The organism is Collimonas sp. OK307, from assembly GCF_900113705.1.
Taxonomy (GTDB): Bacteria; Pseudomonadota; Gammaproteobacteria; order Burkholderiales; family Burkholderiaceae_D; genus Collimonas.
The window spans coordinates 20,529-39,527 of sequence record NZ_FOQI01000012.1 but is presented as its reverse complement, the minus strand read 5'-3'; the positions used below and the strand labels follow the sequence as shown (position 1 = coordinate 39,527).

14 protein-coding genes are annotated in these 18,999 nt (G+C 56.6%); 4 read left to right on the top strand and 10 right to left on the bottom strand.

The annotated features are described in order from the left end of the window. Window positions 1-27: 27 nt before the first annotated feature. The 3 genes from BM205_RS15940 to BM205_RS15930 form a co-directional block, all read right to left on the bottom strand. On the bottom strand, window positions 28-921 hold the full coding sequence (locus tag BM205_RS15940; RefSeq protein ID WP_092415861.1) for a carbohydrate ABC transporter permease: 894 nt from the start codon (window positions 919-921) through the stop codon (window positions 28-30). Then, on the bottom strand, window positions 911-1,864 hold the full coding sequence (locus BM205_RS15935) for a carbohydrate ABC transporter permease (protein ID WP_244544911.1): 954 nt from the start codon (window positions 1,862-1,864) through the stop codon (window positions 911-913). The genes BM205_RS15940 and BM205_RS15935 overlap by 11 nt, the downstream gene beginning before the upstream one ends. Window positions 1,865-2,060: 196 nt before the next feature. Continuing rightward, window positions 2,061-3,314 (bottom strand): ABC transporter substrate-binding protein, encoded by a 1,254-nt coding sequence (locus tag BM205_RS15930; protein ID WP_092415860.1) that lies wholly within the window; start codon window positions 3,312-3,314, stop codon window positions 2,061-2,063. 349 nt (window positions 3,315-3,663) lie between these two features. On the opposite strand from BM205_RS15930, the gene zwf (BM205_RS15925) reads away from it, so the two are divergent. Both zwf (BM205_RS15925) and BM205_RS15920 read left to right on the top strand, forming a co-directional pair. Then, on the top strand, window positions 3,664-5,139 hold the full coding sequence (gene zwf, locus BM205_RS15925) for a glucose-6-phosphate dehydrogenase (protein ID WP_092415859.1): 1,476 nt from the start codon (window positions 3,664-3,666) through the stop codon (window positions 5,137-5,139). A 111-nt stretch (window positions 5,140-5,250) separates the two neighbouring features. After that, the gene (locus tag BM205_RS15920) at window positions 5,251-7,236 is read left to right on the top strand and encodes a glucokinase (protein WP_092415858.1); all 1,986 of its coding nucleotides are present in this window, start codon (window positions 5,251-5,253) and stop codon (window positions 7,234-7,236) included. Between the two features lie 120 nt (window positions 7,237-7,356). On the opposite strand, the gene BM205_RS15915 is transcribed toward BM205_RS15920, so the two are convergent. The 7 genes from BM205_RS15915 to pgi all read right to left on the bottom strand — a co-directional run bounded on the left by BM205_RS15915 (window position 7,357) and on the right by pgi (window position 16,112). Then, window positions 7,357-7,884 carry a cytochrome b gene (locus tag BM205_RS15915; RefSeq protein WP_092415857.1) on the bottom strand — a complete coding sequence of 176 codons (528 nt, stop codon included), beginning with the start codon at window positions 7,882-7,884 and terminating at the stop codon, window positions 7,357-7,359. A 267-nt stretch (window positions 7,885-8,151) separates the two neighbouring features. Continuing rightward, window positions 8,152-9,264 carry a porin gene (locus tag BM205_RS15910; protein WP_092415856.1) on the bottom strand — a complete coding sequence of 371 codons (1,113 nt, stop codon included), beginning with the start codon at window positions 9,262-9,264 and terminating at the stop codon, window positions 8,152-8,154. Window positions 9,265-9,667: 403 nt separating this feature from the next. Next, on the bottom strand, window positions 9,668-10,654 hold the full coding sequence (locus tag BM205_RS15905; protein WP_092415855.1) for a carbohydrate kinase family protein: 987 nt from the start codon (window positions 10,652-10,654) through the stop codon (window positions 9,668-9,670). A gap of 60 nt (window positions 10,655-10,714) precedes the next feature. Then, the gene (locus tag BM205_RS15900; protein ID WP_092415962.1) at window positions 10,715-11,935 is read right to left on the bottom strand and encodes an AGE family epimerase/isomerase; all 1,221 of its coding nucleotides are present in this window, start codon (window positions 11,933-11,935) and stop codon (window positions 10,715-10,717) included. Window positions 11,936-11,992: 57 nt separating this feature from the next. Then, the gene (locus BM205_RS15895) at window positions 11,993-12,847 is read right to left on the bottom strand and encodes an SIS domain-containing protein (RefSeq protein WP_092352881.1); all 855 of its coding nucleotides are present in this window, start codon (window positions 12,845-12,847) and stop codon (window positions 11,993-11,995) included. A gap of 23 nt (window positions 12,848-12,870) precedes the next feature. After that, window positions 12,871-14,343, bottom strand: a complete 1,473-nt coding sequence (gene zwf, locus BM205_RS15890; protein WP_092415854.1) for a glucose-6-phosphate dehydrogenase — start codon at window positions 14,341-14,343, stop codon at window positions 12,871-12,873. 98 nt (window positions 14,344-14,441) lie between these two features. Beyond that, complete coding sequence (pgi, locus tag BM205_RS15885) at window positions 14,442-16,112, bottom strand: glucose-6-phosphate isomerase (protein ID WP_092415853.1); 1,671 nt, start codon at window positions 16,110-16,112, stop codon at window positions 14,442-14,444. 312 nt (window positions 16,113-16,424) lie between these two features. Between pgi and edd the strand changes: the two genes are divergently transcribed. Together edd and BM205_RS15875 are read left to right on the top strand one after the other, a co-directional pair. Next, the gene (edd, locus tag BM205_RS15880) at window positions 16,425-18,305 is read left to right on the top strand and encodes a phosphogluconate dehydratase (RefSeq protein WP_092415852.1); all 1,881 of its coding nucleotides are present in this window, start codon (window positions 16,425-16,427) and stop codon (window positions 18,303-18,305) included. Then, on the top strand, window positions 18,302-18,958 hold the full coding sequence (locus BM205_RS15875) for a bifunctional 4-hydroxy-2-oxoglutarate aldolase/2-dehydro-3-deoxy-phosphogluconate aldolase (protein ID WP_092415851.1): 657 nt from the start codon (window positions 18,302-18,304) through the stop codon (window positions 18,956-18,958). Before edd ends, BM205_RS15875 begins: the two co-directional genes overlap by 4 nt. Window positions 18,959-18,999 lie beyond the last annotated feature (41 nt).

Below are 18,999 nucleotides of genomic sequence, written 5' to 3'. Positions count from 1 at the left end.
TATTAAATCATTCCTTAAATTTTATTCTCAACCCTTGACCGCACCAGCAGTCAGGCCGCGCACAAAGTATTTACCAGCCAGCAGATACACCACCAAGGTCGGCAATGCGGCAATGATCGCCGCCGCCATGTTGACGTTGTATTCGGTGACGCCGGTAGAGGTATTCACCAGGTTGTTCAGCGCCACCGTGACCGGTTTGGCGTCGGAGCCGCCGAACACCACGCCGAACAGGAAGTCGTTCCAGATTTGCGTGAATTGCCAGATGAAGCAGACCATGAAAATCGGCAGCGACAACGGGAAAATGATTTTTCGATAGGTCATGAAGAAGCCCGCGCCATCGATCCGCGCCGCCTTGACTAGCTCTTCCGGTACCGTCACGTAGTAATTGCGGAAGAACAGGGTGGTAAAGGCGATACCGTAGACGATATGGACAAATACCAGGCCGGTTGTGGTGTTGGCCAGGTTGACGGTGCCCAGCAGGCGCGCCATCGGCAAGATCACTACCTGGAATGGAATGAAGCAGCCCACCATCAAGGCAGTGAACAGGATTTCCGAACCGCGGAAGCGCCAGTGCGCCAGCACGTAGCCGTTAAGCGAACCGACCAGGGTAGAAATCAAGACGGCCGGGACCGATATCTTGATCGAGTTCCAGAAGAACGGTTCCAGGCCGTTACAGTCGACGCCGGTACACGCGGTGCTCCATGCCTTGCTCCAGGCTGCGCCGGTCGGCGCCATCGGCAGCGACAGCAAATTGCCGGAACGGATTTCGTCCAGGGTTTTCACCGAGGTGCTCAACATCACGTACAGCGGCGCCAGATAGTACAGTGCAACCAAAACCAGCAAGGCGTAAATCACTACGCGGCCGACGCTGAGCTTGCTGTTTTCGTTGTAGATAGTGTTGCTGGTGCTGTTAGCGGCCATTGCGCGCTCCTTTGGTTTCCAGGTACATCATGGGCACCAGCACTGCGAGTACGGTTGCCAGCATCATCATGGCCGAGGCTGCACCTACGCCAAGCTGACCGCGCGAGAAGGAGAATTGATACATGAAAATTGCCGGCAGGTCGGAAGAGGTTCCGGGGCCGCCCGCGGTCAGCGCCATGACCAGGTCAAAGCTCTTGATGGCGATATGGGCCAGTACCAGCAACACGCTGAAGAACACCGGCCGCAGCGCCGGAATCACGATACGTCGATAGATGGTCGGCAAACTGGCGCCGTCGACCATGGCCGCTTTGATGATGCTGTCGTCAATGCCGCGCAGGCCGGCCAGGAACAAGGCCATCACGAATCCGGAAGATTGCCAGACGCCGGCAATCACCACCGTATAGATCGAAAAATCGGAATTCACCAGCCAGTCGAAATGGAAGTTGGCGAAGCCCCAGTCGTGCATCATTTTTTCCAGGCCGAGGCCTGGATTCAGAATCCACTTCCAGGCGGCGCCGGTAACGATGAACGAGAGCGCCATCGGATACAGGTAGATCGCGCGCAATGCACCTTCGCCGCGGATTTGCTGGTCCAGGAAGATCGCCATGATGAGGCCGATGGCCAGGCAGAACAGAATGAACAGGCCGCCGAAAATGCCCAGGTTGGCGGCAGCAACCCACCAGCGATCCAGGCCGAACAGCGTGACATATTGATTGAAGCCGGAAATTTCGTAGTTCGGCAGCATCCGTGAATTGGTGAACGACAGCCAGGCGGTGACGCCAATGAAGCCATAGACAAAAACCAGTGACAGGATGATTGTAGGCGACAGTACGATGCGCGGTAACCAGGCATCGGCGATTGCCGCAATGCGCCCTTGCTGCTTGGGCGTGTTGCTTGAACTCCCGACAGCGGCAGCTGTATAGGGGAGGGTGTGATCGGACATGCAAGTCTCCTGAAGCAGGATCAGAGCCGGCGCTAGAAGTAAAGCATAGCGGCAGTGGCGCTGCTATGCCTTCATGCGCGGCGGGCGCCGAAGACGATCTTACTCGCTTCGGCCCCTGCTCTTATTACGCTATTGAACAAATGATATGTAAATGATATTTAATTAAAATATATCAACAACACTCAAGCAATTACACTTATTGCGTCTTTGCCGCTTTTGCCAGGGCCTGTACTGCAGCTTGCGAGGTCATGTTCGAATTCATGAACTTGGAAACCACGTCAAGAATAGCACCTTGCACCGCAGAATTGACTGCCATGCCATGCGCCATGCTTGGCTCCAGCGTGCCGGCTTTGCTGGACGCAGCCATGTCGTCCATCGACTTGATGGCGCAGCTGTCGAATTTTGTGCGTGGGATATCAGGACGCACAGGGATCGAACCCTTGTTCAAATTGAAGATTTCCTGGAACTCAGGGCTCATGATGGCGGTTGCCAGTGTCAGCTGAGCTTTTTGCGAATCAGGATTCTTGACCTTGAACATGGCGATCGAATCGATGTTGTAGGTGTACGACTTGTCGGTGCCGGGTGCTGCTACGCACAGGAAGTCCTTGCCTGGTACTTTGCCGGCAGCGGTAAATTCGCCTTTAGCCCAGTCGCCCATGAATTGCATGCCGGCCTTGCCGTTGATGACCATCGCGGTCGCCAGGTTCCAGTCGCGGCCTGCTGCGTTCTTGTCGATATAACCCTTGATCTTGCCCAGGGTATCGAAGGTCTTGATCATGGTCGGGCCGGTCAGGGTTGCCGGATCGAGCTTGACCAGAGCCTTGTTATAGAAATCGGCGCCGCCTACGCCCAGCGCAACGGTTTCAAATACCGTCGCATCTTGCCAAGGCTGGCCGCCGTGGGCGACAGCGATGAAGCCGGCTTTCTGGATCTTGTCTGCAGCCTCAAAAAACTCAGGCCAGGTAGTTGGCGTTTTGGCGCCGGCTTTTTTCAGGACTTCAGGATTGATCCAGAGCCAGTTGACGCGATGCACGTTGACCGGCGCTGCTACATAGTGGCCTTGGTACTTCATGGTGTTGGAGACGACCTTAGGCAACAGCGAATCCCATTTTCCTGCAGTAGCTGCCGCATCGATATTGGCCAGCACGCCTTCTTGACCCCATTCCTGGATCGACGGGCCTTTGATCTGCGCCGCTGTCGGAGGGCTGCCGGCGATGACGCGGGCTTTCAGTGCGGTAGTTGCGTTTTCACCAGCGCCGCCGGCAACCGCAAAATCTTTCCAGGTCACGCCCTTGGCTTCCATGATTTTTTTCAACTCGGCGACCGATTTGGCTTCGCCGCCTGAAGTCCAGTAATGCAGCACTTCTACTTCTGCCGCGTGAACTGCGGCGGCGCTGGACAGCAGCGCTGTAGTTGCGAATACCGATTTTATTATTCGACTCAGTTTCATTCTTGTCTCCTGGTTCAGTTGTGTTTGCGATGAATGCTTACGATGAATACTTAATTACCTGAATGGTAGGTACTAAATGGTAGGTACTAAAGGCACTACTTTCTTACTCTCACTTCAAACCTCTACACACACACATTGGCGATTCATTGCCGTAGGACACTATCCTTGCACATCACCTGAGTCCTGCGCAATTCACTGTCCATGTGTATCATGTCAAAAACTAGTAAAACTACATGCGATCTTGAATTTTCCTGCAAATATACCTGAATTACTCTTTTCGCCGCTTGTAATTGTAGTAATGCTACATTAATATTGCAATATAAGTTTTTTATTTATTACAAAAATTTTGATGCAACCACATATTCCTTTTACTTTTACGCTTTTCGGAGCGACCGGCGACTTATCGATGCGGAAGATTCTTCCTGCGTTGTTTGTTGCCCATCGGGAAGGGAAGTTGCATCAGGACGGCCGCATCATCTGTGTCGCCAAGCAGGATTTCAGCCAGGAGGATTACCTGGCCTGGGTCAGCAAGAGCGCTATCCCCTATGTGAAAAGCGGGCTGGCAGGTGCGCAGGACGAGGCGCTCTGGCAAAGTTTTCTGGCGCGCATCACTTATCTGCCGCTGGATCTGCTGGACCGCGCCGGTTATCGGTTACTGGCACAGACGCTGGCAGCCAGCAAAGCGGTATCGGTGTTTTATCTGGCGACTTCGCCATCGTTGTTCGAGCCGATCTGCGCCAATCTTGCCGCCAGCGATATCGATCTGTCGCAGGCGCGGCTGGTGCTGGAGAAGCCGCTCGGCCATGATTTGCTGTCCTCGCGGGCGATCAACGATGCGGTAGCCCGCGTGTTTGCCGAAGACCAGATTTATCGTATAGATCATTATCTGGGCAAGGAGGCAGTGCAAAACCTGTTGGCTTTGCGTTTTGCCAACTCCTTGTTTGAGCCGCTATGGCGACGCGAGTCGGTAGCGCACGTGCAGCTGACGATTGCCGAGCAGTTGGGCGTTGAGGGTCGCGGTGAGTTTTATGACGCTACCGGCGCCATGCGCGACATGGTGCAAAACCATTTGCTGCAATTATTGTGCATGGTGGCGATGGAACCGCCGACGTCGCTGGATGCGGATGCTGTGCGTGACGAAAAGTTACGTGTATTGCGCGCATTGAAGCCGTTTTCCCCGGAAGACATGGAGCTTAAAGCAGTGCGCGGCCAGTATGTGTCGGGCGCGGTCGACGGGCAATCGGTTGCTGGTTATCAGCAAGAACCTGGAGTCGCCGCCCAATCGCATACGGAAACCTTCGTCGCGCTGCATGCAGAAATCAATAACTGGCGTTGGGCCGGTGTGCCGTTCTTCTTGCGCACTGGCAAACGCCTGGCGCAGCGCACGGCAGAAATCGTGATCACCTTCCGGCCTATCCCGCATGCCATTTTGCCGATGCCGGGCGGGCAGGCCGGGGGCAGCAGCAACCGCCTGGTGATCCGCCTGCAGCCGGACGAATCGATTCAACTGCATTGCCTGGCAAAACAGCCTGGCGATGGCATGACGGTACAGCCGGTAGCGCTTGACCTGGCGTTCGACCAGGCTTTCAAGCAGCGCCGGGCAGAAGCATATGAGCGTTTGTTGCTCGATGCAATTCGTGGAAATTTGTCCTTGTTCGTGCGGCGCGACGAACAAGAAGCGGCCTGGCGCTGGGTCGAGCCGCTGCTGCACCACTGGCAAAGCAGTTCATCTCAGCCTAAACCTTACATGGCAGGCAGCTGGGGACCGACAGCATCGTTTGCGATGATGGCGCGTGCAGGAGCCCAGTGGCCGGAAGATCGTTGAGTTGCCTGATTGAAAAATTTGAGACGTGCGGAAAAGCGTGGCAAAGCGTGTGAAAAATCGCTACCGCACATCCTACTAACAGTATTAGCATTTAAGTGAAAGTTTTACACCATGTCTTCATCCACGATCATGAGCGCTAGCGAGAATTCGGCAACTAGCTATCTGGATGGCCCCCGTCTGCTGGCAGATGTCGGCGGCACCAATGCGCGCTTCGGGTTAGAGCGCGCGCCGGGCCAGATCGACACGATTCAGACCTTGCGCTGTGCCGACTACGCCGAATTTGCGCTGGCAGTCGAGGCATACCTGGCTGCCAACGTGCCTGTCAGCGCCCGTTCGCAAGTGCGGCATGCGGCGATTGCGATCGCCAACCCGGTGCAAGGCGACGACATCAAGATGACCAATCATCATTGGGAATTTTCGATTGAAAATACACGCCGCCGCCTGAATCTGGACACGCTGCTGGTGGTCAATGATTTCACCGCACTGTCGATGTCGTTGCCGCATCTGGAGCAATCGCATTGCATCCAGGTGGGCGGTGGCCGGGCGTTGAGCGGCGGCGTGATCGGCCTGGTTGGCGCCGGTACCGGACTTGGCGTCGGCGGGTTGATTCCCACTGAAGGACGCTGGATTGCACTGGGCAGCGAGGGCGGCCATGTCACCTTCGCCCCCGGCGATGCGCGCGAGGCGGCTGTGCTGGCCTATTGCTGGCGTACTTATTCGCACGTTTCTGCCGAGCGCCTGGTTTCCGGCCCCGGGATCGAGATGATTTACCATGCCTTGGCCGACTTGCAAGGAATCATCAAGCCTGAGCCCTTACATACTGCGCAGATCGTCGAACGCGCACTACAAGGCGGGGATCCCTTGTGCATGGAAGTAGTGGAGTGTTTTTGTGCGATGCTGGGCACGGTAGCGGGAGACGTTGCAGTGACCTTGGGTACGCTGGGCGGCTTGTATATCGGCGGCGGCGTGGTGCCGCGCCTGGGCGATTATTTCGCACGCTCGCCGTTTCGCGCGCGTTTCGAAAGCAAAGGGCGCTTCAGCAGTTACCTGGCCAAAGTCCCGACCTTTGTCATTACTGCGCCTTATCCAGCCTTCGTTGGGGTTGCAGCTATCCTGTCCGAGCATCTCGGTGGCGGTAACGCCGTACCTATCTTGGAAAAAATCCGCAAGGCGCGCGATCAGTTTTCACCCGCCGAGCAAAAGGTTGCGGGCCTGATCCTGGCCCATCCACGCGCCGTAATGAGCGAGCCGATTTCAGAAATCGCCCGGCGTGCCGATGTCAGCCAGCCGACGGTGATCCGCTTTTGCCGCACCATGGGTTGCCAGGGCCTGGCTGATTTCAAGCTGAAGCTGGCCTCGGGTGTCACTGGCACGGTGCCGGTTGCGCACAGCCAGGTTCACGTCGGCGATTCGTCGCTGGATGTCGGCGTCAAGGTGGTCGACAACACCATTTCAGCGATGATGGAAGTACGCGACAACCTCAACGCCGATACCCTGTCGCGGGTGATCGAAGCCTTGAGCCAGGCCAGTCGTATCGAATTCTACGGCTTCGGCAGTTGTGGCCTGGTAGCGGAAGACGCGCAGCAAAAATTCTTCCGCCTGGGGATTCCATCCTCGGCCTATACCGATCCGCAGTTGCAGGAAGTTTCTGCCGCCATGCTGAAAAGCAGCGACGTCGTAGTGGTGATCTCCAATTCCGGACGTTTGCGCCATCTGGCGCCGGCAGTCGAGGTTGCGGTGCATTCCGGCGCCACCATCATCGCCCTGGCCCCAAGCAATTCGCAATTGGCCAAGCGGGCACATTACACGCTGGCGGTCGAGCACGACGAAAGCAGCATGATGCATATTCCGATGGTTTCGCGGATTTTGCTGTTGTTATTGATCGACGTGCTGGCCGTGGGCGTATCGCTCAACCGTTCCAGTCCGTTTGCAGAATTGCAGCGGCAAGCCAAGCGCGGCATCCTGACGCATATCGCTTCGTTGGGCGAATCGGCCAGCGACAAGATGACTGCCGAGAGTGATGGCAAGCCGGTGCAATCGGCGCGTAGCGATCAGGAGGTGACCTTGTCGCCGAATGTGATTTCACATATCAAGTAATCAAGTAATCAAGTAGTAACTTGTACTTGCGATTTTCTGTAATTCCTACTTGCACAGCTGCTTATTTTTTCTTAAGAAAATAAGCAGCGCAAGGCATCAACGCCACCGCATCTTCTCCCTCTAGATAATCCGCCGCAAGGTATTGTCGCGCTTTACAAAGTGATGCCACAGTGCCGCCAAGGCGTGCAAACCGATTACCCAATAGAAGACGTTACCCAGGGTTTCGTGGATGTTTTTCACTGTCTTGGCCAGGTCATGGTCCGGGCCGATCACCGTAAACGAGCCCAGTCCGGGCAGGTTGACCGGATGGCCACCGAGGTTGACGGTCAGGATGCCGAGTATGGGCTGGGCGATGATGAATATGTATAACGCCAGATGCGATGCTTTTGACAGCAATTGCAAGATAGGCAGATCTGCCTCAGGCGCTGGCGGCGAGCGATAGCTGCGCCAGGCAACCCGGACGATAGAGAGTATCAGCACGCTAAAGCCAGCCCAGAAGTGCGTGGCGGTCCAGAAAATGCGTGAGGCGCTACCTTTGGGGCCGCGCATTTCGATCGCCAGATAGGCCAGGGCCACCAATACGAAAATAGCCCAGTGCAGCAGGATCGCCGGTCGTGAAAATCGTTCTTGGGGGGAGAGTGGTTGCATTGGCTTTTGGCTTGGGCGGATTGTGACCTGGCGATTCTGGCACAGGGGCATCATAAAAACAATGCTGCTTCAGGTTAGTGACTGGTAAATAGTGTTGCAAATGCCGCGCCCATAAAAAATGCCCATTCGCACGCGAATGGGCAAAATCTGGGAGTTACCCAGGGACGTCTTTCACTAATGCCGCTCACGCGGCAAGCACCACAGTAGTACTGGCAAGGTCAATCGACGCGCCGAGCTCAAGCGGCGCGCCCATCGATGCTTGCTGTCTTAGAACGAGTGGCTGATACCAGTGTAGAACGTGTTTTGGTTCTGTCCAGTCAAGCCGGTGCTGTCGCCGGTCTGAACTTGGAAATCGGTGTTCGAACCATTGCGGATAGTGCCGATGCTCGCGTACAGCAGAGTGCGTTTGGACAGGCTGTAGTTGGTGCCCAGCATGAACAGATTTGCGCTGCCGACGTCGTGGTTAAGCTTGACGTGATAAGCCGCGCCGATCAGTGTCAGGGCAGGGGTCAACTGGTAGTTGGCGCCGAGCCAGAACTGATTGGCTTTGTTGGCTGCGCCAATGCCGCTAGTTGTCAGGACCTGTGCCGGAGCCGACAGGTTTTGCCAGCCGGCGTACAGTTTTGCAGCACCGAAGGTTACGTTGCCGCCGACAGTGATTTCCTTGGAACGTGAGAACAAGTTGTCATAAGTGCCATTTTCGTCATGTGCCGTATCGTACATCGCCAGCAATTCATAAGTAGGCTGTACAAAACCAACTGCGATACCGGTGCTGTTACCAATTCCTGAACCAGCTGGTCCGCGTGTAGTCGATCCTGCAGCTTCGCCGGCGCCGTACATCAGGTGCACGTAGAGACCGCCCATGTCTGGCGTGATGTACTGAATCTGGTTGCTGGTTTGTGGCCAGTTACGACCTTTGAACAAGGTCGAAGTACTCATGTTCTGTTGTCCGGTAGGATCGATGCTCCATACCTTGTCGCTTGGCAGGGCCAGATCGCGACCGATTTTAACGGTACCGAAGCCACCGTTCAAACCAACCGTCGAACGACGGTTAAACAGGCCGGTACCGTTGAAACGGCCGGTGTCGGCTTGGAAGCCGCTTTCTAACGTGAACATCGCTTTCAGGCCGCCACCCAGATCTTCGGTGCCCTTGAAACCGATCATGCTGGTACCCCATTCATTACCGCCGACGCCCCATTGGCCGCCACGGATGGTATTGCCATTTGCATCTTTGCCCACTTGATTGCTTTGGTAGTTGATGCCAGCATCGACGCGACCATAGATGATTACATTGGTTTGCGCTTGTGCCTGGCCAGCGAATGCGCAAGCCAGAAGTGCGGCGATCGCGAGTGGCTTGGCTTTCAGAACGGATTTTCTCATTTCATCTCCTAAGTAAAAATGTGGCGTTGACCACTGCTTTCCGAGTCATCTGTAGCTCGAAATTCTTGAATCGGACTTTGGTTATTGCTGGTACCAGTGTTCAGTACTTTGCGTTCAATTAATGCCGACTGCTTTGTTGTTAAGGATGGTAAACCGATTTATGAAATTTTTGTTTTATTTGTGTAGTTTTACTATATTTCTGTTGCTAATTTACAGCACTGATGGAATTTTCATGCGCGTAATGCATAGTTGTGGCAGCTGACGAGCCTATTGAGAATGTCCTTAATTGCAGTTTTTTGTATTTGTTTTTTTATAGAAATTTTTTAATCTGTATTTTTACTACAAGTAATTTTGATACATTTAACTGCAATCAGGACGGCTCCCTAGGAAATTTGCCGCAATTCTAGTTTTTTTCCAGCAATGCACGTACTTGTGCCAGTTGCGGCGGTTTGGCGCCGGCATTCAGGCAGGCGGCAGAGCCGCAGGCGACGGAGAATCGCAGATGCTGCAGCCAGTCCGGCGCCGCAGGCTGGCTGGATGAGACTGACGCAGAGGTAGACGTAGACATTGCAGCGGCGGCGGTTTCCTGTATCAGCGAGAAGATCAGGCCGGCGATACCGGCGTCGCCGGCGCCTACCGTGTCGACCACGGTGATTGGCGGCGGCGCCACTTGCCAATATTGATCGCCGGCATGGATCGCCGCACCTTGCGAACCCAAGGTCAGCAACACGGTAGCATCAGGATTGAAACCGCGTAGCGTTACCAGGGCGGCCTCGGTGTCGTCGGTGCGGAACAGGCCGGCCAGGTCTTCATCCGAGACTTTGATAACGTCCGCCAGCTGCGCCATTTTTTTCAGCACGGAGTCGTAACGCTGGTCCATCACGTTGCGGAAATTCGGGTCATAGCTGATTTTCACGCCGCGGCCATGCAAATCCTCGGCCAGTTCGATCAGGCGTTCCGCCAGCGGCGAACGGGTCAGGCTGATGCCGCCGAAGTGCACCCATGACGCAGTCTGCTGCCAGCCGCCAGGCAGTGCAGCGGGATCGAAGGAGAGGTCGGCACTGTTGTCGCCGATGAAATTGTATTGTGGCGGTGTGGTTTCATACACTACGGCCAGCAGGGGCGAGCGCGCGGAGCGCTGCAGGAAGCGCAGATCGAGATCGGCGGCCTGGCTGGCTGCGTACAATTCATCGCCGAACCAGTCCTGGCTGATAGCGCCCGCGAAAGCGGAGGAAACGCCCAGGCTGGCAGCGGCGCGGGCCACATTCCAGGTCGAGCCGCCGGTCTTGCTTAGCCATTGGTCGGCGCCGACCCGTATCAAATCGGTGAGTGCTTCGCCAGCGCTGATGAATTGCGGGAACGGACGGACGGATTGGTTAGTTTCAGGCATGACAGCATCCAGGCAATGTTTAACGATGTTTAATATACGTGGGATTTATTCGGGCGTGATTTATTCAAGCGGGCTGCCGACAGCCGCCAGCGATTCCAGGTACGCGCCCATCGGGTGGTAGAAATCGGTTTTGCCGTGCGGCGGTTTTTCCGGGCCGTAGCGTTGGTTGTCTTGCCGCAGGATGCGATACCAGCCGCCGCGTTCCTGATCGATCAAATGGGCGCTGCTGTATTCCCACAATTTGTTGTAGCTGTCCCAATAAGCCTGGTCGCCGCTGCGTGCTGCCAGCAGCGCAGCGGTGGCTAACGATTCTGCCTGTACCCAGAAATACTTGTCGCCGTCACAGACCGTGCCATCTGGCGCCAGCCCATACACCAGCCCGCCGGATTCCTGATCCCAGGCAGCCGGCATGGTGACATCGAACAGCGCCCGGGCGCGTGGCAGCAACCAGTCGGCGTCGCCCTGCAAATGCGCGCGATGGCGCTCCAGCAGCAACAGCAATTTCGACCACTCGGTCATGTGGCCGGGCTGGAAGCCCCACGGGCGGAACATGTTGCTGCTGTCGTGGCGGTTGTATTCCCAGTCGACACTCCAGTCGGCGTGGTAATGCTCCCAGATCCAGCCGTCGGCCAGCGCTGCCTGGCGCTCGGTGATGTTGTGCGCCAGCAGTTCGGCGCGATGCAGATAGCGTTTTTCGCCGGTGGCTTCAAATGCAGCGATCAGCGCCTCGCAGCTGTGCATGTTGGCGTTCTGTCCACGGTAAGACGATACAACGCCATCGGGTGTAGCTTCGTCGGCGTACAAGCCGTCGGCCTCTGACCAGAATAATTTTTCCATCAATTCGAAGGTAGCGCCGATACCGGCGGCTGCTTCGTCGACGCCGATGCGCAGCGCGTGGGCATGCGCCAGCAGTACGAATGCCAGGCCATAGCAATGCTGGGTGCGATCGACAGCGACATTGTTTTCCAGCACCCAGGCGTAACCGCCGTACGATGGCTGCCAATGCCGTTCCTGTAAAAAGCGCAAGCCATGCCGCGCTGCCGCACGATATTCTTCCTTGCCGTCGAGGCGCCAGGCGAGGGCGTAGCAAAATACCATCCGGCTGCTGTTGACCAGATGCCGGCTGGCGCCATCGTAGACGCTGCCGTCGTCGTTCAGGTAATGGAAAAATCCGCCGGCGGGATCGATCGCGCGCGGATGGAAGAAGGCGATGTCACGCCGCATCCGGTCGCGCAGGAATTCGGGATCACTATAGTCGGTAGGGGAAGAAGTTGGTTTCATGTCGGTATTTTTATAGGTGCGTGGCTGCTTGCAGCGCGCCACTAACAAAACAAAAAATCAGCGGAAAAACGAATCGAACTGCATGTCGAACTGCTGCAAGGCTTTCTGCGCGTTTTGCATTTTCTTGCGGAATTCAGGGCCTCGCTTGAGCGCCAGCCCGACTGCCAGGATATCGATCACCACCAGATGCGCCAGGCGTGCCGAGATGGGCGTGTAGGGATCGGTATTGAAACTCAGATCGATCGGCACCAGCACCGTGGCCAGTTCTGCCAGCGGCGTGCCGCTGGGGCCAAGCACGATGATATCCGCGCCGCCTTTTCTGGCCAGCTGGACGCTGCGCAACAGGGCCGCGTTGCCGCCGCGCTGCGAGATGGCGACCACCGCATCGCCCGGCTGCAACAGCGAGGCTGCGATGCTGTGGATATGCGGATCGGAGTAGGCGACGGTAGGGACGCCGGAGCGGAAAAACTTATGTTGAGCGTCCGCGGCGACGATACCCGAAGTGCCCTGGCCATAGAACTCGATCTTGTTCGCCTTGAGCAAAACATCCAGCGCTCGCTGGATCGCATCGGCGCTTAAATGGTTGCGCAGATCGAGCAAGGTGTTAATCGAGCGGCTGCAAATCTTGTTGACCAGATCGGCGGCGATGTCGTCTTGCGCCAGCATTTCGTTGGCGCCCGGCAGGGCCACCGCCAGGCTTTGCGCCAGCTTCAGCTTGAAATCATGCCAGCCCTCGTAACCGATGGCGCGGCAAAACCGCACTACCGTCGGTTCCGATACTTGTGCGTTCTTGGCCAGGGCGGTGATATTTTCTGCCAGCGCCAGCTGTGGATTATCAAGAATGGTCAATGCGACCTTTTTCTCAGACTTCGACAGCAAGTCGATCTGGGTCTTGATCGCATCCAGTAGCATTGTCATTCTGTGTCCTGATCCGGTTACAGTTCGGGCAGCGATTCTTCACGCCATTGCAAGCCGTCGCGTGCAATCAGGGCGCTGGCCGCTGCCGGGCCCCAGGTGCCGGCGGTGTAAGGAATCGGATCGTCTTCTTCCTGATCCCAGAATTCCAGGATCGGTTCTACCCATTCCCATGCCGCTTCCAGTTCGTCGCTGCGCATGAACAAGGTCAACTGGCCGCGCAAGACGTCCAGCAGCAATCGTTCATAGGCTTCCATGCGCGGCGATTTGAAGCTTTCGCGGAAATTCAGTTCCAGCTCGACCGGTTTCAGGCGCATGCCGTCGCCCGGGGTTTTGGCCATCAGGTTCAGGGTCAGGCCTTCATCCGGCTGCAAGCGGATTACCAGGCAGTTCGGTTCGAAGCTGCTGTTCGGCTGGGCGAAAATCGAATGCGGAATGGTCTTGAAGCGAATCACGATCTCGGCTAGTGAATCGGCCATGCGTTTACCGGTGCGCAGGTAAAACGGCACGCCGGCCCAGCGCCAGGTATCGACTTCAGCCTTCAGTGCCACAAAGGTTTCCGTGCGTGACTGCGGATTGGCGTCGGCCTCTTTGCGATAGCCTGGCACGGCGACACCTTCGACGTGACCGGAACGATATTGTCCACGCACCACATTGTGCGCTAGCGTGGTCGGCGTGAAGCGTTTTAGCGAACGCAGTACTTTGAGTTTTTCATCACGTACTGCATCCGGAGTAATCGATACCGGCGGCTCCATGGCGACGATACATAGCAGTTGCAGCAAGTGATTTTGCAGCATGTCGCGCAAGGCGCCCGAAGTTTCGTAGTAACCCATGCGGTTGCCGACGCCGAGTTGCTCGGCGATGGTGATCTGTACATCGGAAATCCATTCGCGGCGCCACAGCGGTTCAAACAATACATTGCCGAAGCGTAGCGCCAGCAGGTTTTGCACAGTCTCTTTACCGAGATAGTGATCGATACGGAAAATCTGCGATTCGGCAAATACCTGGCCGACTTCGGCATTGATCTGCTTGGCGCTGGCGAGGTCGCGGCCCAAAGGTTTTTCCAGCACCACGCGTGAGTTGGAAGTGGCGAGGCCGCTGGCAGCCAGGTTCTTGCAGATTTTCGAGAACAGGCTAGGCGGCGTCGCCAGGTAAAACACATTGGTAATCGCGTGGTCAGGGCGCATGGCTTCGACCAGGGCTTGGTAGGAAGCTGCATCGGTGGCGTCCATGCCGACATACTTGATGCGCTTGCAAAAGCGTTGCCAGACGGTGGTATCGAAGCTTTCCTTGCTGACGTGCGGCTTGGCGTCCCGCTCTACGTGCTTGATGAAGTCTTCGTCGCTGCTGTCATGCCGTCCGATGCACAGGATGCGTGCATCCGGCGGAAGATCGTTAGCGCGGTCGCGCGCATACATTGCCGGCAGCAGCTTACGCATTGCCAGGTCGCCGGTGCCGCCAAAGATTGCCAAATCAAATTCTGCAAGAGCCATGATAAGTGAGACCTATAAATTACTACCGCTTTTTTAAAACCCTCGTCATTCCCGCGAACGCGGGAATGACGAGAATGTATGAATGACATGTAACCCCGTTATGACAATGCCGTACGCGCCATCGCAATCAAGCCGTTGGTCGAACTGTCGTGACCTTGCGGGACAGGAGCAGCAGTCAGTTCGTTCAATATATTGCTTGCCAAAACCTTACCCAGCTCGACACCCCATTGATCGAAACTGTTGACGTCCCAGATAAGGCCCTGGACGAATACTTTATGTTCGTACAAGGCGATCAGCGCGCCCAGGTTGGCGGGGGTCAGTGCTTCCATCAAGATGGTGTTGCTAGGGCGATTGCCAGGGAAGGTGCGATGCGGCAGCAAAGCAGCGATTTGTTCCGGCGGCATGCCTTTGGCCTGCATTTCGGCTTGCACTTCATCGGCATGCTTTCCGCGCATCAGCGCTTCCGACTGGGCGAAACAATTGGCCAGCAGTGCGGCCTGGTGGCCAGGCAAGTGATGGCTGGCGGTCAGTGTTGCGATGAAATCGACCGGCGTAATGTCAGTGCCCTGATGCAGCAATTGAAAGTAAGCGTGCTGGCCGTTAGTGCCGACATTGCCCCAGATAACCGGGCAGGTGGCAGCATCAACCGCACGGCCGTCGAGGGTGACGCGCTTGCCGTTGCTTTCCATTTCCAGTTGCTGCAGATAGGAAGGGAAATTTCCCAGATCCTGATGGTAGGGTGCAATCGAGACGGAGCGGTAATCGAAGAAATTGCGGTACCAGATGCCCAGCAAAGCCAGGATCACCGGCATGTTCTGTTCCAGCGGCGCGCTTTGGAAGTGCTGGTCCATGGCGTGTGCACCGGCCAGGAATTCGCTGAACTGGTCGAAGCCGACCGCCAGCGCTACCGACAAGCCAATCGACGACCACACCGAATAACGGCCGCCGACCCAGTCCCAGAACGGGAACATATTGGCGGCATCGATGCCGAACGCTGTGACACCCTCGACATTGGTGGAGACCGCAACGAAGTGCTTGCGCAGATCAGACTCTTGCGCGCCGGTCGCATTCTGCAAAAACCAGTTGCGCGCGGAGTGCGCGTTCATCATGGTTTCTGCTGTTGTGAAGGTTTTCGAAGCAATTACGAAGAGTGTGGTTTGCGGATCGACTTGCTGCAGCACGGCATCAAGATCGTCGCCATCGACGTTGGAGACGAAGTGCAGATGCAGGTCGGCCCGTTGATAAGGGCGTAGCGCCTGGCATACCATTTTGGGGCCGAGATCGGAGCCGCCGATGCCGATATTGACGATATCCGTGATCGGCTTGCCGTTGTATCCCAGCCATGCTCCGGAACGTAGTGCGGTGGTGAATGTCTGAATTCTCTGCAGGACGGCATGCACGTCGGCGCTGATGTGCTGGCCGTCAAGATCCAGCGCCGGCAGGCGCGGTGCCCGCAGGGCCGTGTGCAGTACGGCACGGTGTTCGGTGGTATTGATTTTTGCGCCGGCAAACATCGCCTGGCGTTGTGTTTCGACCTTGCGTTCGCGGGCCAGGGCAAACAAATGCGCCATGGTCTCCGACGTCACATTGTTTTTTGCATAATCCAGGAATAAGCCAGCCGCCTTGAGCGAGAACTGTTCAAAGCGCGACGAGGCGGGGGGGGAAGGCGGAGCGGCAAACAGTTCGCGCAACGATAAATCTTTGACTGCTGCGTAATGTGCATGCAAGGCTTGGAAGCTGGCGGTAGTATTAAGCGCTGGTTGTGGCATATCCGGAGTCTTTATTGTAAGTCGGGAATTTATACGACTATACAACGTTGCTGGTAATTTCACTACAAATTATTTTGTAATATACCTGTCTGGAGTTGTTTGGCACTTTCTCTCAACCACGTCGCCAGCCGTTTTCTCCAGACAAACGTGATAGTTTGTCGTATGGCTAATAGTGCAATTGCCTGGGTAGGGCTTGCCTGCTTCAAAAATACGGTCATGCGCAGGTAATGATGATAAAAAGGATGCTGAGTTAACGTCGCCGCATTATTTTGTAGTAAAATTTCAAATCTCTACTGTTTCAAGGATCAAATCATGTCTGTTCAAGCCAGCGTCGCCAAAGTCACCGAACGTATCGTTGCCCGCAGCCAGCCTTATCGCAGCGCCTATCTGGCGCGCCTGGAGCATGCGCGCCGACAGGATGTGCAGCGTGGAGCGCTGTCATGTACCAATCTTGCACACGGCTTTGCCGCGTTTCCAACCAATGACAAGTTGAGACTGAAACAGGATAAAAGTTCATCAATTGCGATCGTGTCGTCGTATAACGACATGTTGTCTGCACATCAACCGTTCGAGCGCTTTCCGCAAATTATCAAGGATGCGGTCCACGCCGCCGGCGGTGTCGCCCAGTTTGCCGGCGGTACGCCAGCGATGTGCGACGGTGTGACGCAAGGGCAGCCGGGGATGGAATTGTCTTTGTTCTCGCGCGATGCGATTGCGATGGCGACGGCGATTGCGCTGTCGCACAACATGTTCGACGCCGCCGTATATCTCGGCATCTGCGACAAGATCGTGCCGGGCCTGTTGATCGGCGCCTTGCATTTCGGTCATTTGCCGGCGGTATTCATACCTGGTGGACCGATGACCAGCGGCATGAGCAACAAAGAGAAGGTGAAGATTCGCCAACTCTACGCTGAAGGAAAAATCGGCCGCGCCGAATTGCTGGAAGCGGAATCGCAGTCTTATCACAGCGCCGGCACCTGTACTTTCTACGGCACCGCCAACAGCAACCAGATGCTGATGGAAGCGCTCGGCTTGCATCTGCCAGGCTCTGCATTCATCACCCCGAATACGCCGCTGCGTGACGCACTGACTGCCGAAGCGGCGCGCCAGGCTTTGAAGATCACCGACCGTGGCAATCAGTACCTGCCGGTTGGCCATGTGGTCAGCGAGAAAAGCATCGTCAACGCCATCGTCACTTTGCTGGCGACCGGCGGTTCTACCAACCACACTCTGCATCTGGTGGCGATTGCCAAGGCCGCCGGGATTGTCATCGACTGGAACGATTTCGACGCGCTGTCAGCCGTCGTCCCGCTGGTGACCCGGATTTATCCGAATGGCGATGCCGACGTCAATCACTTCCATGCCGCCGGCGGCACCGGTTTCGTGATTCGTGAATTGCTGGATGCCGGTTTGATGCACGAAGATGTCAAAACCATCCTCGGCGACAGCCTGCGCGCGCATTGCGCCGAGCCCTTCCTGGAAGGCGGGTCGGTCGTGTTCAAGCCGGCGCCGGCATTGAGCGGTGACGACTCGGTATTGCGGACGGCGACCGCGCCATTTTCTGCCGACGGCGGCTTGCGCCTGCTGACCGGCAACCTGGGGCGTTCAGTCATCAAGATTTCCGCAGTGAAGAAAGAGCATTGGGTAGTGCAGGCGCCGGCGGTTGTGTTCCATTCGCAAGAAGCGTTCATGAAAGCCTTCCGCGCCGGCGAACTGGATCGCGATTTTATCGCGGTGCTGAGTCATCAAGGCCCGCGTGCCAACGGCATGCCGGAATTGCACGCCTTGACGCCAGCGCTGGGCATTTTGCAGGATGCCGGCCGCCATGTGGCCCTGGTTACGGATGGCCGCATGTCGGGCGCCTCAGGCAAGGTGCCGGCGGCAATCCACGTGACGCCGGAAGTCCTGGCCGGCGGCCCGCTGGCTCTGGTGCGGACTGGCGACATGATCCGCATGGATGCCGAGCAGGGTATACTGGAAGCCTTGGTACCTGCCGAAGAATGGGCGCAGCGCCAGCCATTGGTGACCGATTTGTCTGCCAATCACGTCGGCATGGGCCGCGAGCTGTTTGCGATGTTCCGCAACACGGTCAGTGCGGCTGAAGAGGGCGCCACCAGCTTTGGCTTGCCGCCTGTTTTGCATGGCACCGAATCCGCCGATCATTCTGAACAACCACAGAAAGCAACGATATGACATCCACAAATCTCCTTTATGGCAACGAACTGTTAGACATCATGCGTGCATCGCCGGTGATTCCGGTGATTGCGATCGATGATATCGAACATGCGGTACCTCTGGCTAAAGCCTTGGTCGCCGGTGGGATTCGGGTACTTGAAGTGACTTTGCGCACGGTGCATGGTTTGCCGGCAATCCGGGCCATCGCCGAGCAAGTGCCGGGCGCGATTGTCGGCGTCGGTACCTTGACCCAGGCTGACGAATTCGTTGCGGCCCGTGACGCGGGTGCGGTGTTCGGCGTTTCTCCAGGTTTGACGCCTGCCCTGATCGCTGCCGCCAAGTCTAGCGGCCTGCCTTTGCTGCCGGGCGTGATGACGCCATCAGAAGTAATGGCTGCGCGTGAAGCGGGTTTTCGCCAGTTGAAGCTGTTCCCGGCAGTGCCGGCGGGCGGTATCGGCATGTTGAATGCGATTGCCGGTCCTTTGGGCGACGTGACTTTTTGTCCGACTGGCGGCATTTCGCTGGATAGCGCGCCGGATTTCCTGGCCTGCAAAAACGTGGCCTGCGTCGGCGGCTCCTGGCTGACGCCGAAGGAACTGCTGAAGTCTGGCGACTGGGCGCGCATTACCGCACTGGCTGCGGCTGCCAGCAAGTTGCGCAAGGCGCTCTAAGTTATCTCCCTCCCGAGGACGTCGCCATGGTTAGCCAACCA

Excerpts from the sequence above, each read along its gene's own strand:
- BM205_RS15940 (WP_092415861.1), bottom strand. The coding sequence starts at position 921 with ATGGCCGCTAACAGCACCAGCAACACTATCTACAACGAAAACAGCAAG.
- BM205_RS15935 (WP_244544911.1), bottom strand. The coding sequence starts at position 1,864 with ATGTCCGATCACACCCTCCCCTATACAGCTGCCGCTGTCGGGAGTTCA.
- BM205_RS15930 (WP_092415860.1), bottom strand. The coding sequence starts at position 3,314 with ATGAAACTGAGTCGAATAATAAAATCGGTATTCGCAACTACAGCGCTG.
- zwf (WP_092415859.1), top strand. The coding sequence starts at position 3,664 with ATGCAACCACATATTCCTTTTACTTTTACGCTTTTCGGAGCGACCGGC.
- BM205_RS15920 (WP_092415858.1), top strand. The coding sequence starts at position 5,251 with ATGTCTTCATCCACGATCATGAGCGCTAGCGAGAATTCGGCAACTAGC.
- BM205_RS15915 (WP_092415857.1), bottom strand. The coding sequence starts at position 7,884 with ATGCAACCACTCTCCCCCCAAGAACGATTTTCACGACCGGCGATCCTG.
- BM205_RS15910 (WP_092415856.1), bottom strand. The coding sequence starts at position 9,264 with ATGAGAAAATCCGTTCTGAAAGCCAAGCCACTCGCGATCGCCGCACTT.
- BM205_RS15905 (WP_092415855.1), bottom strand. The coding sequence starts at position 10,654 with ATGCCTGAAACTAACCAATCCGTCCGTCCGTTCCCGCAATTCATCAGC.
- BM205_RS15900 (WP_092415962.1), bottom strand. The coding sequence starts at position 11,935 with ATGAAACCAACTTCTTCCCCTACCGACTATAGTGATCCCGAATTCCTG.
- BM205_RS15895 (WP_092352881.1), bottom strand. The coding sequence starts at position 12,847 with ATGCTACTGGATGCGATCAAGACCCAGATCGACTTGCTGTCGAAGTCT.
- zwf (WP_092415854.1), bottom strand. The coding sequence starts at position 14,343 with ATGGCTCTTGCAGAATTTGATTTGGCAATCTTTGGCGGCACCGGCGAC.
- pgi (WP_092415853.1), bottom strand. The coding sequence starts at position 16,112 with ATGCCACAACCAGCGCTTAATACTACCGCCAGCTTCCAAGCCTTGCAT.
- edd (WP_092415852.1), top strand. The coding sequence starts at position 16,425 with ATGTCTGTTCAAGCCAGCGTCGCCAAAGTCACCGAACGTATCGTTGCC.
- BM205_RS15875 (WP_092415851.1), top strand. The coding sequence starts at position 18,302 with ATGACATCCACAAATCTCCTTTATGGCAACGAACTGTTAGACATCATG.